Genomic DNA, 13587 nt, shown 5'->3' on the forward strand with positions numbered 1-13587 from the left:
GCGACCGCGACGCCCCAGGAGGCCCCTCGATGACCGAACGCGTGTGCTACTTGTTCTCCTGCCCGAGGTTCGGGACCTGCGAGCGGCATCGCGGCGGTGCCTGCTCCACCCGGGCGGCGGACTACTCCTCCACGCTCGGCCCGGCGGACGAGATCCTGCCGGGGGAGTGCACCCCGGAGCAGGGCTTCCCGTTCTACCTGCCGGACTCCTGGACGCGGCGCAAGCTGTTCCGGGAGCGGATGGGCCTGGAGAACTGACCCCCGTGGCACCGCGGGGTTGGCGGAGCCTGCCCCCGATCCGGGCCTAGGCTGGGGCTGGAGCACAGGCGGTACCCGCCACGGTCCGCTGTGGCCCAAGGGACTCGCCGCACGAAGGGAGCCGGATGGACACCGACGTGATCGTCATCGGCGCTGGTCTCGCGGGCCTGCGCGCCGCGCAGCAGCTCACCACAGCAGGCCACGCCGTGGTCGTCCTGGAGGCCCAGGATCGCGTCGGCGGACGGGTGCGCACCGATGCGATGGACGGCTTCCTGGTCGACCACGGCTTCCAGTTGCTCAACCCGCGCTATGACGAGGTGCGCGCCAGCCTGGACCTGGCAGCCCTGGACCTGCACGAGTTCGGTCGCGGCGTCGCCATAAGGGACGCGGGCCGGGTGACCGTCCTGGCAGACCCCCTCCGGCACCCGGGGCTGGCCGCCCGGGCCTTCGGCAGCCGGTACCTGCGTCCCGGCCAGCTGGCAGCGCTCGGGTCCTGGGCCGCGGGCACGCGCTCGGCGGACCAGGACGAGTCGCTGGCGGCCTCCTTCGACCGGGCCGGGCTGACCGGTCCGATGCGCGCCCTGGCCGAGGTGTTCCTGTCCGGAGTCCTCGCCGACACCCGGGCGGAGACCTCTGCGGAGTTCGCCCGTTCCCTGGTCGGCTGGTTCCTCAAGGGCACCCCGTCCCTGCCGGCCGCCGGCATGGCGGCGGTCCCGGCTCAGCTGGCCACCGGGCTGGACGTCCGACTGTCCCGGCGCGCGGACGCGCTGACCCGTGGCGCGGACGGGGTGCAGGTCGATGCTGCGGGGGAGAGGCTGGCGGCCCGTGCGGTGGTCGTCGCCGTCGACCCGGTGGAGCGCCGGGAGTTGGCCGATGGTCCGGTGGTCCCGATGCGTGGGCTGGAGACGTGGTGGTTCGCCACCGAGCAGCCTCCTAGCAATCTGCCGTTCCTCCATGTCGACCCCGAACGGCGGGGGCCGGTGGCGAACACGGCCGTGATCAGCAACGTCGTCCCCAGCTACGCACCCGCCGGGAGCCATCTGGTCGAGTGCTCGGTCGTCAAGGACGGCGCGGCGCACTCCGAGGGGGACGTCCGTACGCATGCGGCCCTGATCTACGGGGTTCCCACGGACGACTGGCAGGTGGTGGCCCACCATGACCTGCCCCGCAGCCTGCCGGCCATGCCTCCCGGGCGCACTCGCCCCGATATCGACCTGGGCGGTGGAGTCTTTGTCGCGGGCGACCATGTCGAGGGCGCATCGATCCAGGGTGCGATGCTCTCGGGACGGCATGCCGCCGAAGCGGTGGCGGCCTTCCTGTCGAGGCGGGACTGAGTCGCGGCCTGGTGGGCGTCAGGCCCTGGCCTGCTGGTGGCTGCGCCGCCTCCCGTCCAGCACGGCGACCGTGATCGCGGCCAGGAAAGAGAATTCGGTGATGTGCAAGGACATCGAGAAGGCACCCGAATAGGTCGCGTTCGCGATGCCGGCCACGTGGTCCCCCCGACGCGCGAGCGCCGGAAGGGAGGCGTAGAACGCCAGGGTCATCGCGGTGATCGAGATCGTGGCCCCGATGCGCTGCATGGTCTGCTGGAGGGCGGCAGCCGTCGATGACCGCATGGCCGGGACCTGCTCCAGGGTGAGCGCCACGTTCGGCGTGATGACCGCACCGGAGAAGGCGCCGGTGACCAGCAACAAGGCGCCGAGGAGCCAGGGGTTCACCGAGTCCGGATGCAGGTTCGTCATGGCGTCGACGCTGAGGAATCCCACCAGTGCCCCGGCGAGGCTGGTGGTGACCAGCCGTCGCCCCCACTTGTTGACCCAGCGCCCGGCCCGCGCGGCCGCGGTGGCGGAGCCGATCGCGAACGGCATCTGGGTCAGCCCCGCCTGCCAGGCAGGCATCCCCAGACCCGCCTGCAGGTAGAGCGCCAGGGACAGGAAGAATCCGGCGAAGCCGAGGAAGTACAGCATGCCGATCACCGTCCCGTAGACGTACGACTGCGTGCGTACGAGCTCGCCGGGAGCAACGACGGAGTGGCCGACGGCATCCTCTCGGCGCTCCCAGACGACGAACACGACGATGCCGACCACCGCCACCACCAGCAGCCACCACGGGGCATCCGACACCCGCGCCCTCGAGGTGGCGAGCACGAACGGCAGCATGATCGCGATGGTGCTGATCGAGACCAGCAGGATGCCGGGCACGTCGAGACGGAGGCTGGTGCGCGCCTCGCGGTTGTCCGCAGGCAGCCGACGGGCGGCCAACGGCACGATGATCGCGGCGATCGGTACGTTGATGAAGAAGATCGAGCGCCACCCGAGTTGCTCGGGCAGGGCGGAGACGAGGAAGCCGCCCAGGACGGGTCCCACCGCCGTGGAGACCCCCACGACCATGCCTAGATAGCCGAACGCGCGGGCCCGAGGCGGGCCGGTGAACAGCTGCTGGATGAACCCCGACACGGTGGGGATCAGGATCGCGCCCGTCATTCCCTGGACCAACCGCAGGACGATCAGCATCGCCGGGGTGAGGGACAGCCCGCACAGGAGCGAGACCAGACCGAAGCCGCTCGCCCCGACCAGGAACATCCGCTTGCGTCCGTAGACGTCGGCGGCCCTGCCGGCAGCAGCGAGGGCCAGGGCGAACGAGAGGGAATATCCCGCGACGATCCATTGCTCATGGGTCGGGTTCGCCCCGAGCTCACGGCTCAGGGTGGGCAACGCCACGTTCACGATCGAGGTGTCGAGCAGCGCCATGAAGGACGCCGTGACGATGACGGCGAACAGCCGCCACGGTGGCGGGTCTGGCTTCTCGGCGCTCACCCCTCCGAGGCTAGCCCGCTGCCCGGCGGCAGGGAACCGTCCGTGACCGTCAGGGGTCCAGACAGCCGGGGCTGGTGGCCGCCGGAGGCGGGGGAGCCCGGCGCGATGGAGACGGGTGGGAGACTGGTCACGATGAGTGAGAAGACGGCCGAGCCGGCCCATGTCAGCGTCGAGGGGGTCTCGCGCCATTTCGGTGCGGGGGAGTCGCGCGTCGAGGTGCTGCACGACGTCTCCTTCGCCGTGGACAGGGGAGCCTGCTGCGTGATCGTCGGCGCCTCCGGGTCGGGCAAGTCCACCCTCCTCAACGCCATCGGCGGACTCGACAGCCCTGATGCCGGCACGATCCACGTCGCCGGCCAGGAGGTCACGTCCTTGTCACCGCGCGGGCTGACCCGGTACCGCCGCCAGCACGTCGGCTTCGTGTTCCAGTTCTACAACCTGGTGCCGGACCTGACCGTCCGGGAGAACATCCAGGTCACCGCCCAGTTGGTCCGCCGTCCGCTGGACATCGACGACCTGCTGCGGCACCTGGGCATGTACGAGCACCGGCTGAAGTTCCCGGCCCAGCTTTCCGGCGGCCAGCAGCAGCGCTGCGCGATCGCCCGGGCCCTGGTGAAGGGGTCGGACGTGCTGCTGTGCGACGAGCCGACCGGGGCCCTGGACCGCCACACCTCCCAGCAGATGCTGGAACTGCTCGACGACGTCCACCGTCGGTACCGGGCCACGTTGGTCCTGGTGACGCACAACGAGGCGATCACAGCCATGGCCGACCAGGTGATCGAGCTGCGCGACGGCCTGATCGTACGGAACGAGACCAACCCCCACCCGCGCGCTGCCGGAGACCTCGACTGGTGAACGGTCCGGCCCTGCTGCTCACCCTGCGGCGCAACTGGCGCAGCTTCCGCACCACCTGGGCGCGCTGGAGCGCGATACTGGTGCTGCTCACGATCGGACTGGGGGTCGTGGTCGGCCTGCTGACCTCGGCGACCGCGACACTGCGGGGCATCGACGAGGGTGCCCGCAGCGGGGGCCTCGCCGACGGGACGGTCATCACCGAGGTCCCGTTGACCCCCGGCCAGCTCGCCGACGCCGAGGCCGTGGGGGCCACCATCCTCCCCACCCCGTACGTGGACGTCCCCGGCAGATCCGCCGGCGAGGACACCACGGTCCGGGCCTTCCGGTCCGACCAGGCCGTCAGCCGCGCCACGGTCGATGCCGGCACGCTGCCGACCGGCCCCGACCAGGTCCTGGTCGAGAAGCTGCATGCGGCTGCCCTCGGCCTGCGGGTGGGTGACCAGGTGACAGTCTCGGGCCGGGTGCTGCGGATCAGCGGTGTCGGCAGCCTGCCCGACTACACGCTGGCCAGTCCCCAGCTCGGCCAGACCAGCGACCCGGAGCGGTTCGCCCTGATGGTGGTGACACCGGCCACCTTCGAGGCGCTGGCCGCGCAGCATCCCGACCAGGCCGTCTCGGCCTACGGGTACGTGCTGCACGGAGCCTCCGCCGACAAGCTGCGCGAGCACCTGCAGCGGGTCACGCTCGACCCTGCCCTCGCCCACAACTCGTACGTCGCCCGGGCGGTCGCCGCGGCCCGGGGGGCCGGACTGCCGCTCAGCTATCCCGCGATGTCGCTGTTCCTGCCCGCCGACGACAACCCGCGGATCACCGGCGCCATCTCGGATGCGCGGACGACGATGAACGTGACACTGGTGACCACGATCCTGGTGATGGTCCTGGTCGCGTACGTGCTGGGGGAGTTCTCCCGGGACCGGATCCTGCGCGACTCGGTGGTGATCGGCACCCAGTCGGCGCTGGGCACCAGTGAGTCGGCCCTGCTGCGCTACTACCTGGCGCTGCCACTGGCCGTCACCGTACTCGGCTCGCTGCTCGGCACCGTCCTCGGTCGGGGCCTGGCGCCCAACCTGGACATCATCACCGGCTACTACTCCTTCCCCGCCGTGCCGGTCGAGCCGTCGGCACTGATCGTGGCGACCGGCATCGGCGTCCCGCTCGCCGTCGTGGCGCTGGTGAACGTCTTCGTCGTACGGACCGCGCTGCACCGACCCACGCAGGAACTGCTCCGCCCCCAGGTCACGGCGGGCCCCTCCCTGCCGCTGCGCCTGGAGCGGATGCCGTTCGTGCCGATGTTCCGGCTGCGCCAGGCCATGCGGACGCTCGGCAGCTACCTGCTGATCGTGGCGGGCCTGTTCCTGTGCATCCTGCTGATGGTCTTCGGGCTGGGGATGCGCAGCTCGATGGACACCTACCTGGCCCGGGCCGAGACAGACATCAGCTTCCACGACTACTACACGCTTCGGTTCCCCGACCTCAGCGGCGTACCGGCTGGGGCGCACCAGGCCGTCGCCGTGCCGCTGCAGGTGCTCCAGGACGGCGGGCCCGGCAAGACCCTGACGGTGCTCGGCGTCCCCCCGGACAGCCGGTACTTCCCGGCGGACGTGGCGGGACTCGGACCCAACCAGCTGGTGCTCTCCCGGGCCGCGGCGCACAAGTATCGCCTGGGTGTCGGCGACACGATCGCGCTCAGCGACGGCTCGCTGAACTGGGCCTTCCGGATCGTCGGGATCGCCGACTACACCACCAGCGCCTTCGGCTTCACCACCCCGGCGAACGCCCAGTCGCTGCTCGACCCCGCCATCCCGGTCGCGAGCGAGCGGATGACCACCGCGGCCGGAGGCAAGGCCGTGCCGTACTACAACGCCCTGTTCTCCGACCATCCGCTCGACCTGGACCCCGACCGGGTCCTCACCCACAGCACCCGCGACGAGATGTTGGCGGGGGTGGCCAAGTTCAACGCGTTGCTGACCCGTATCGTCGCGCTGGTCACCTGGTCCTCGATGCTGATCATGGTGGTGGTGCTCTACGTCCTGATCCGCATGGTCGTTGCCCGGCAGCGCTACTCCATCTCACTGCTCAAGGCACTCGGCTACACCGACCGGGAGGTGGGCCGGCTCTACCTCGACAACTACCTCTGGCTGGTGGTGGGCAGCGTGGCACTGGCGATCCCGGTGTCAGTGGGGATCATGAGCCAGGTCTGGCGGCTGATGACCGCCCACCTGCCGATCGGCATCCCCTTCCTGCTCAGCGTCCGCGACGTCGCGGTGATGGTCGGGCTGGCCCTGGGCGCGTACGCCGTGGTGCGCGTGGTCACCTCGCACGACACCCGGTCGGTACCGGTGACCGAGGTCCTGAAGTTCCGGGAGTGACCGGTGGGGACGAGTCTGCACCGGTGACCAGCCGCGGAACCAGCCACCGCAGGGCCGGCCGAGGCCGATGACCCGCTTCTACGGCGTACTCTGGTCGGGTGGTGCTGCTCATCCTCGTGCTGGTGGCCGTGGCCCTGTCGGCGGGATTGCGGCATGGGTGGCGCTGGACGCTGTGGCTCCGCCGCCAGTGGCGGCGGGTGCAGCCTCCTGTGTGGACGTGGGTACGGAGTGCTCCGCTGACGTACGGCTACCTGGGCCTGCTCGGGTTCACGACCTGGCTGCTGGTGCGTACCCGCCCTGCCCTGCGCACCGAGTTCCTCGCGGCGCAGAGCACCAACCTGCACCAGCTCAGCATCAACCCGGTCGGCGTCCTGCTGCGCAGTGCCTTCTACGTCACCCCCCTCGAACTGGCCGGCTGGCTGGTGGCGTTCACGCTGGTGCTGGCCCCGCTTGAGCGCTGGGTGGGCCGCTGGCGGATGCTGGCCGGTTTCTGGACCGGCCATGTCGGTGCCACCCTCCTCACGGCAGCGGTCATCGCGTGGAGCGTCAGCCACCACCGGGTCCCGGCCGGCATTTCCTTCTCGGTCGATGTCGGGGCCAGCTACGGCTTCATGGCCCTGCTGGCGATGGCCGGCTACTGGTTCACCGGGTGGCTGCGCTGGGTGTGGGCAGTCGGCTTCACCCTGGTGTGGGGCGCACCGGTGATCGCGGAGCCGAACTTCACCAACGCCGGACACCTGGTCGCCTTCCTGCTGGGCCTGGCGATGTATCCGGTGGTTCGCAGCCTGCCACCGCAGGCGATGGCGGCGCGGGGATGGCGACACCGGCCCGGGCACTGACCCTGCCGACCACGACTGCCTCCCCTGGTTCACAGCCGGGCTGCTGCACGGCGAGCTCGGATCACTGCCGACGCCTGACCTGGACGGCGACGTCGAGGGCGACATCCTCGAGGCCCGCAAGGCGCTGGGCGTGCCCGGCATGCAGGTCGATGCCAAGTAGCCCCCTTCAGCGCCGCGCGCCGATGCCCTCGGTCCGATAGATCCGGTCCAGCTGCTCGGCCACGCGCCTCACATCAAGCTCCTCCGCGGCGCACCGCCCGGCAGCAGTCAGATCGGGGAGCCGACCGGCCAGCAGGTCGCGTACGCTGCGTTCGACGTCACTCACGAAGGCCTCACCGTGCCCCCGGACCATGTGGGTGACCTGCCCGTCGGGGAGCCAGTCGCGATAGATCGGGATGTCGCGGACGATGACCGGTGCGCCGCAGGCGAGCGCCTCCAGCAGGACGATGCCCTCGGTCTCCTCCTTGGTGAGGAAGCAGAACGCATCGGCCCCGCAGTAGGCGTCCCGCAGCACCTCCTTGGCCACGTAGCCCGGGAAGTGGCAGTTGGGCGGCGCCGTGGAGACGGCGGTGGCGACGTCCCGGGTGACCAGGCGAGGGTCCGTCTGGCCGTACCAGAGGAAGTGCACCTCGGGCATCCGGCGGGCAGCGGCCACCCAGTCGAGGATGCCCTTGCGCACCATCTGGAGGCCCACGCTCACCACCACCGCGGCGTCAGGCTCCAGTCCCAGGGCCCCTCGCAACCTGTTCCGGGCCGTGGGATCGGGCCGGAAGAATCCCGTGTCGACACCGTTCGAGAGCACGTGGATGGTGGTGCGGATCCCGTAGGCCGGCCGGGTGATGATCGAACGTGCATACGGGGTGGGGGTGACGACCGCGTCGCCAAGGCGGTAGATCGAGGCGATCCAGCGGCGGAACGCTCCGGCGAGGCGGTTCGCGCCGGTGAACGAGTCGCGGAAGTCCTCCTCGGTGGAGTGCGCCCACACCAGCACCGGACGCCGACGCAATCGGGCCCAGAGAGCCAGTAGCGGCGTGTCGGGGAACGGCGTGTTGAGGTGGATCACGTCGAACGGCCCGAACGGGTTGGTCACCACCTCGTGCCCGAGCGACCGCACGGCCCACTGCTGGTGGCGGATCGCCTCGCCGACCCCCGACTGGGTGGCCAGCGACGTGAGCCCGGTGGGGAAGAGGACCCGGATCACCAATGCAGGACCCTCTCCACTAGCGCACTGACGCCGAGCCCGTAGGCCATCAGGGACCAGGGCTTGCCCAGCACGATGATCAGCACGAACGTACGCCACCGCATCCGGGTGGTCCCGGCCAGGTAGCAGAGCAGGTCATCGGGCGCGACGGGGAGGGCGATCGCCAGGGCCAGGGCCCGGGTGAAGTGGGCGCTGCGCGTCCAGCCGAGGTAGCGCTCTACCGTCCTGGGCGCGAACATCCGCTCGACGATACCGAGACCGATCCGCCGTGCGATCAGGAAGTTGAGCAACGAGGCGGGGACGATCGAGATGTAGTTGAAGATGGTCCCCTCGACCGGGCCGAAGAGCACCGGGGCGGCGATCACCAGCAGGCCGGCGGGAATGATCGGGAACACCACCGACGCGCCGTTGGCCAGCAGGAAGATCAGTGGGCCGAAGAAGCCCAGGGAGTCGATGAAGGACCGCAGGCTGGCCAGGGAGTCCAGCACCCCGCTCTGCAGGCCCACGAGGATGATCGCCACGGAAATGGCGAAGCCGACCAGCGGGACCAGCAGCCTGGCCCAGCGCAGGGGGTCGCGGGGCCGCAGCGGGCCTTGGTGGGTGGGAGGGTCGACCGACCCCGGGTCGGAGCCGCTCATGTCACCCGGCGACCAGTACCCGATCAGCGCGGAGGTGGCGTCGCCGTTGGGTGCTGGCGTAGACGTCGAGGACGCTGCAGCCGAACGCCCGCGCGCTGAAGCGCTCCGCATGCGTGGCGGCGGCCCGGGACAGCTGGCCGAGCTGGGCCGGATCGGCCAGCATCCGGGTGAGGGCGGCGTCGAAGCCGGCGCTGTCGTCGTACTGCCAACCGGTCACGCCGTCCAGGACGACGCCGGCCAGGGACGGGTCACGGCGGCACAGCAGGGGCAGGCCGCAGGCCAGCGCCTCGATGTACGTCAGGCCCTGTGTCTCGCTGAGCGATGCACTGACGTACACGTCACCCAGACGGTAGTAGGTCGGCACCTCGGTGTGGTCCACGGGACCGGCGAACCGGACCCGCCTGCTGATCCCGAGAGCTGCCGCCAACTCCTGCAGCTTCGAGCGGTGCGGACCGTCCCCGACGACCACCAGGGTGATCGCCTCGACACGGCTGGCCGCGAAGTCCTTGAGGACTTCCTCGAGGTTCTTCTCCTTGGCCAGACGACTCACCGACACCAGGACGCGGTCGCCCTCCGGGATGTGCAGACGCTTTCGAAGCGCCTGGACATCGGCACGCTCGTCCGCGCTGCGTGCCGGACGGAACAAGTCCAGGTCGAGGCCCGTGGGGACCACCCGGATCGGCGGGGTCACCCGGTAGCCGGTGAGCAGCCGGCTCACCTTGAGCGTCGGCGCGATGACGGCGTCGGTCCGATTGAGCATCCTGCGGGAAAAGGTGGCGGCCACCTTCTTTCCGACCGTGAGGCTCGGCGAGTAGTAGTGGGTGTAGTCCTCATAGATCGTGTGGTACGTGTGTACCCAGGGCACCTGGAGTTCACGGACGAGGCGTCGGGCCCACACGTAGGTGGTGAACTCGGTATGGGAGTGCACCACCTGCGGCGCCCATCGCAGGATGTCCTGCTGGATAGGGTCCTGGCGCAGGGTGCCGAAGCGGGCCGACTCGTAGACGAGGGAGGCGGGCATCGATCCGAGCCCGTACAGGTCACCCTCGTGGTGCGAGGAGCGACCGTCGGCAAGCGTGAGGACCCGCACGTCGTGCCCGGCACGGATGAGCTCCCGCTTGAGGGTGGTGACACTGGCGACAACCCCGTTTACCGCGCCCCACCAATCCGTGCACAGCAGGACGCGCAGTGGCTCAGCGGTTGTCTCGTTCATGGCTCCATCAGATCGTTCCCCCGGTACCGGGCCTCCCGGCCGGCCCGACCCACGGTGCGCAGGATGCTGCCGTCGGTGTCTCGGACCGCCCCGATACCGGGTCGCCCATCGGCAGGCTAGCAGGCGTGGAGCGCAGCCCTTGCGCCCGGACGCGGGACGACTGGCGCGTCTCGGTGATGATCCTCCGGCTGCCGGCCCGAATTTCCTGCATCGCCGCGTGCCTTCCTCCTTGGTTCCCGCTAGTGCTCCTGCTGTCGCCGGACCATCTCGGCGACCCATAGCGGCACGTACGGCGAGGTGCAGTTCGGGGGAGTGGGATAGTCCTTCAGCACCTCGAGGCGCTCCCCGATGGCCAGCACGCGGTCGCGGTGCTCGGGGTACTCGATGCCGATGTTTCCCAGGGTCTCGTTCATCGCCCACTGCAGGCGATCGGGAGCGTCCTTCAGCTGAGCCTCGATGACGTCCAGCAACCCGTCCAGGTCGATGCCCTCCGGCTGCTTGCGTACGCGTTCGGTGGTGAGCGCCCACCCGGCACTTGCCACCACCGGATCCGGATCCGCGAACCAGGCCAGCCGGAGCGCCTCGGCGTAGGGGCTCTTCTTCACCACGTAGTTGACCAGCCAGTCCTGCACCTTGGGCGTACGCGCCTCGCGCAGCATCGCGTCCAGCTCGTCGCGCCCGAACGACTTGGGGCGGCAGACCAGGATCGCCAGCAGCCGGGCGGCGCTGTCCCGGGTCAGCCAGAGTTCACCGGCCAGGCCCTGCTGGGTCTTCAGTCGCTTGGCGACGCCACGAAGCTGGGTGAGGTTCACCGCGTGGTCGTCGCCGTGCCGGTCGTTGACCTGCCGGACCCGTGGGTCCTCGAGCTCGGCCAACTCGGCCATGATCTCGGCCACAGTCGTCACGGTCATTCCGGTTCCTGTTCCCCTGGGAGGGCACCAGCGTACGAGGGCAGCGGGCCGACCGGGTACCCGATCGGCCAGGGTGGCCTGCGCCCTTACCCCCGTCCACCAGAACGTCTTCGTCGCCCTCTCATTCCTCGCTCTGGGCCCTCGACCGGAGCGTTCTTCCCCCGGGCGCGTTCCCTGGTCCGGAAGCGGACACAGGAGCGCGAGCCAGACTGACGGCCCGCGCTCCTGCGCATCCTCCCGTTGTTCTATCTCCGAACCGCCGGTCTCCGTGGGTGGGCCAGCGGAGCGCGGCCGGGATCAGAGGTCCCCGGGTGCTCCTCCATGCTCGGCGGCCGCGGCGTCGGCCTTCGCATCGTCGACGGCCCGCCTGGCCATCTCGGCCGCCTGGTCGAGCGTCGCGGCCACGTCGTACGCCGGGTGGGCGCCGCCGGTCAGCGCTCGGGGACCGTCATCTGGGCCTTCCCGGTCCTGTTCGAGGGCATCCGGCGCATCCGCCCCGGGATCGGTGGGCGGGGCGGGTACCTGCGAGGCCTGCGGACGGGTGCCGGCGGGGGACTGGTCGGAGAACGCCTCGGTGACGGTCTGGATCGCGCGGGTGAGTTCGCCGGGGATGACCCACAGGGTGTTGTTGTCGCCCTCGGCCAGTTGCGGCAGCATCTCCAGGTACTTGTAGGCCAGTACCTTCGGGTCGGCGTCGTTGCGATGGACGGCCTGGAACACCAGGTCGATGGCCTTCGCCTCGCCGTCGGCACGCAGGATCGCTGCCTGCTGGTCACCCTGGGCCTCCAGGATCGACTGCTGCCGGGTTCCTTCGGCGGTGAGGATCTTCGCCTGCCGTTCGCCCTCGGCGTGCAGGATCGTGGCGCGCTTGTCCCGCTCGGCGCGCATCTGCTTCTCCATCGCCTCCTTGATGGTGGCCGGTGGATCGATCGCCTTGATCTCCACGCGGTTCATCCGGATGCCCCACTTGCCGGTGGCGTCGTCGAGGACCGTCCGCAGCTGGGCGTTGATCTCCTCGCGCGAGGTCAGCGTGCGCTCCAGGTCCATGCTGCCGATCACGTTGCGCAGGGTGGTGACGGTGAGCTGGTCGATGGCCTGCAGGTAGTTCGCCACCTCGTAGACGGCGGCGCGCGGGTCGGTGATCTGGTAGTACAGCACGGTGTCGATGTTCACCACGAGGTTGTCCTGGGTGATCACCGGTTGGGGGGCGGAGGTGAACACCTGCTCGCGGATGTCGAGGCGGCTGTTGATCCGGTCCACCGCCGGGATGATGAAGTTCAGGCCGGGCTGCAGGGTGGTGCGGTAGCGGCCGAATCGTTCGATGATGTACCGGCGCGCCTGGGGGACGACGCGGACGGTACCCATGACAAAGAAGACCATCAGGATCGCTGCGACGATGATCGGTACCAGCACGAAATCCATGGCTCCTCGCCTCCGTTCAGTGTGTGGGGATCAGGGCAGGAGTTCACGGGGGTAGACGACGGCCCGTGCGCCGTCGATCTCCATGACCTCGACAGTTGTTCCGACGGGGATGACCTGGGACTCGTCGAAGGATCGGGCGGACCACTCGTCCCCGGCGAGCTTGACCAGGCCCTGGTCCGCGGTGACCTCCTTCAGCACCACTGCGGAACGGCCGATCAGGGCATCAGTGCCCTCGCGGGACAGCGGAGGAGTGTTCAGCTGGCGGCGGGCGATCGGGCGGACGACCAGCAGGCCGAGCGCTCCTGACACGGAGAAGGCCAGGATCTGGGCCAGGAGTGAGCCGCCGAGGCCGGCGACCACTGCAGCGACCAGGGCTGCTGCGGCGAGCAGGCCCAGGGCCAGGGTGAGGGTGAAGATCTCGGCAGCACCCAGCACTGCGGCCACGATGAGCCACAGGAACCACTGCATGGGTTCGGCCTCCCCTCTGAGGGCGTACGACAAGGCTAGCGGGTGGCGCCAACGACTGGCGTGGTGCTGGTCGAGCCCAGGCCGCGACCACTCCACGGGCCACGCCATCCGGCGACCGAACCGGAGTCACGAAACAAGAAACGAAACACGCAGACCGCGTGGTTTCGCGAACGTCGTGAAGTTTCGTACGACCCCGGTTGCGCGCGATGCTGATGTTTCGCATGGTCCGGATGACCAAGCCGGCACGGCGGAGAGAGTGGTCGGGGGGACTGTCGAGGCCGACACCGGAGCACCTTCCGCGAAACCCGACGGCTGACCCCGACGAAACCATGTCGTGCAAGACCGGCGGGCCGATGCGAAAGCTGCACGAAAGGTTCGCCTCCGAGTTTCGCAATGCTTCAGCACGCGGCTTTCGCGGAGTCGTTGGCTTTCGGATGTTTGGCTCGCGGTCCGGACTCCGGACGGGGCGTGGCGATGTTTCGCGGGTCACGTCCCCGGCGCCGCTGCCGCACAGGTCGGCCGGCGGTGACGAGTTCCCCTGGCCACGTGCGACAGCACGAGCGTGGTGGGCGCAAGTAGCGCGCGAACTATGGCAGGA

General features: G+C 69.8%; 12 protein-coding genes. 5 read left to right on the forward strand and 7 right to left on the reverse strand.

Annotated features, from left to right (window positions below):
- Positions 1-29: 29 nt before the first annotated feature.
- Together GA0111570_RS07500 and GA0111570_RS07505 are read left to right on the forward strand one after the other, a co-directional pair.
- Positions 30-257 (forward strand): hypothetical protein, encoded by a 228-nt coding sequence (locus GA0111570_RS07500; RefSeq protein WP_092608709.1) that lies wholly within the window; start codon positions 30-32, stop codon positions 255-257.
- A gap of 125 nt (positions 258-382) precedes the next feature.
- Positions 383-1591 carry an NAD(P)/FAD-dependent oxidoreductase gene (locus tag GA0111570_RS07505; RefSeq protein WP_092608711.1) on the forward strand — a complete coding sequence of 403 codons (1209 nt, stop codon included), beginning with the start codon at positions 383-385 and terminating at the stop codon, positions 1589-1591.
- An 18-nt stretch (positions 1592-1609) separates the two neighbouring features.
- Here the strand turns inward: GA0111570_RS07505 and GA0111570_RS07510 are convergent, their stop codons facing one another.
- Positions 1610-3073: an MFS transporter gene (locus tag GA0111570_RS07510; protein ID WP_175557380.1), complete on the reverse strand. Its 1464-nt coding sequence runs from the start codon at positions 3071-3073 to the stop codon at positions 1610-1612.
- Between the two features lie 132 nt (positions 3074-3205).
- Here GA0111570_RS07510 and GA0111570_RS07515 point away from each other — a divergent pair, with 132 nt between their 5' ends.
- The 3 genes from GA0111570_RS07515 to GA0111570_RS07525 all read left to right on the forward strand — a co-directional run bounded on the left by GA0111570_RS07515 (position 3206) and on the right by GA0111570_RS07525 (position 7136).
- Entirely contained in the window at positions 3206-3928 is a 723-nt protein-coding gene (locus GA0111570_RS07515; RefSeq protein ID WP_092608717.1) for an ABC transporter ATP-binding protein, read from the forward strand.
- Positions 3925-6297, forward strand: a complete 2373-nt coding sequence (locus GA0111570_RS07520; protein ID WP_092608720.1) for an ABC transporter permease — start codon at positions 3925-3927, stop codon at positions 6295-6297. Before GA0111570_RS07515 ends, GA0111570_RS07520 begins: the two co-directional genes overlap by 4 nt.
- Positions 6298-6395: 98 nt before the next feature.
- Positions 6396-7136, forward strand: a complete 741-nt coding sequence (locus GA0111570_RS07525; protein WP_092608723.1) for a rhomboid-like protein — start codon at positions 6396-6398, stop codon at positions 7134-7136.
- A gap of 166 nt (positions 7137-7302) precedes the next feature.
- Here the strand turns inward: GA0111570_RS07525 and GA0111570_RS07530 are convergent, their stop codons facing one another.
- The 6 genes from GA0111570_RS07530 to GA0111570_RS07555 all read right to left on the reverse strand — a co-directional run bounded on the left by GA0111570_RS07530 (position 7303) and on the right by GA0111570_RS07555 (position 12989).
- Positions 7303-8337 (reverse strand): glycosyltransferase family 4 protein, encoded by a 1035-nt coding sequence (locus GA0111570_RS07530; RefSeq protein ID WP_245703083.1) that lies wholly within the window; start codon positions 8335-8337, stop codon positions 7303-7305.
- Entirely contained in the window at positions 8334-8975 is a 642-nt protein-coding gene (locus tag GA0111570_RS07535) for a TVP38/TMEM64 family protein (protein WP_092608726.1), read from the reverse strand. The genes GA0111570_RS07530 and GA0111570_RS07535 overlap by 4 nt, the downstream gene beginning before the upstream one ends.
- Before the next feature lies 1 nt (position 8976).
- On the reverse strand, positions 8977-10188 hold the full coding sequence (locus tag GA0111570_RS07540) for a glycosyltransferase (RefSeq protein WP_092608729.1): 1212 nt from the start codon (positions 10186-10188) through the stop codon (positions 8977-8979).
- A gap of 239 nt (positions 10189-10427) precedes the next feature.
- On the reverse strand, positions 10428-11099 hold the full coding sequence (locus GA0111570_RS07545) for a DNA alkylation repair protein (protein WP_092608732.1): 672 nt from the start codon (positions 11097-11099) through the stop codon (positions 10428-10430).
- Between the two features lie 297 nt (positions 11100-11396).
- Positions 11397-12521, reverse strand: coding sequence for an SPFH domain-containing protein (locus GA0111570_RS07550; RefSeq protein WP_092608735.1), 1125 nt, complete (start codon positions 12519-12521; stop codon positions 11397-11399).
- A 30-nt stretch (positions 12522-12551) separates the two neighbouring features.
- Positions 12552-12989: an NfeD family protein gene (locus GA0111570_RS07555; protein WP_092608738.1), complete on the reverse strand. Its 438-nt coding sequence runs from the start codon at positions 12987-12989 to the stop codon at positions 12552-12554.
- Positions 12990-13587: the final 598 nt, after the last annotated feature.

Origin of the sequence: Raineyella antarctica (assembly GCF_900092135.1) — a bacterium.
Taxonomy (GTDB): domain Bacteria; phylum Actinomycetota; class Actinomycetes; order Propionibacteriales; family Propionibacteriaceae; genus Raineyella; species Raineyella antarctica.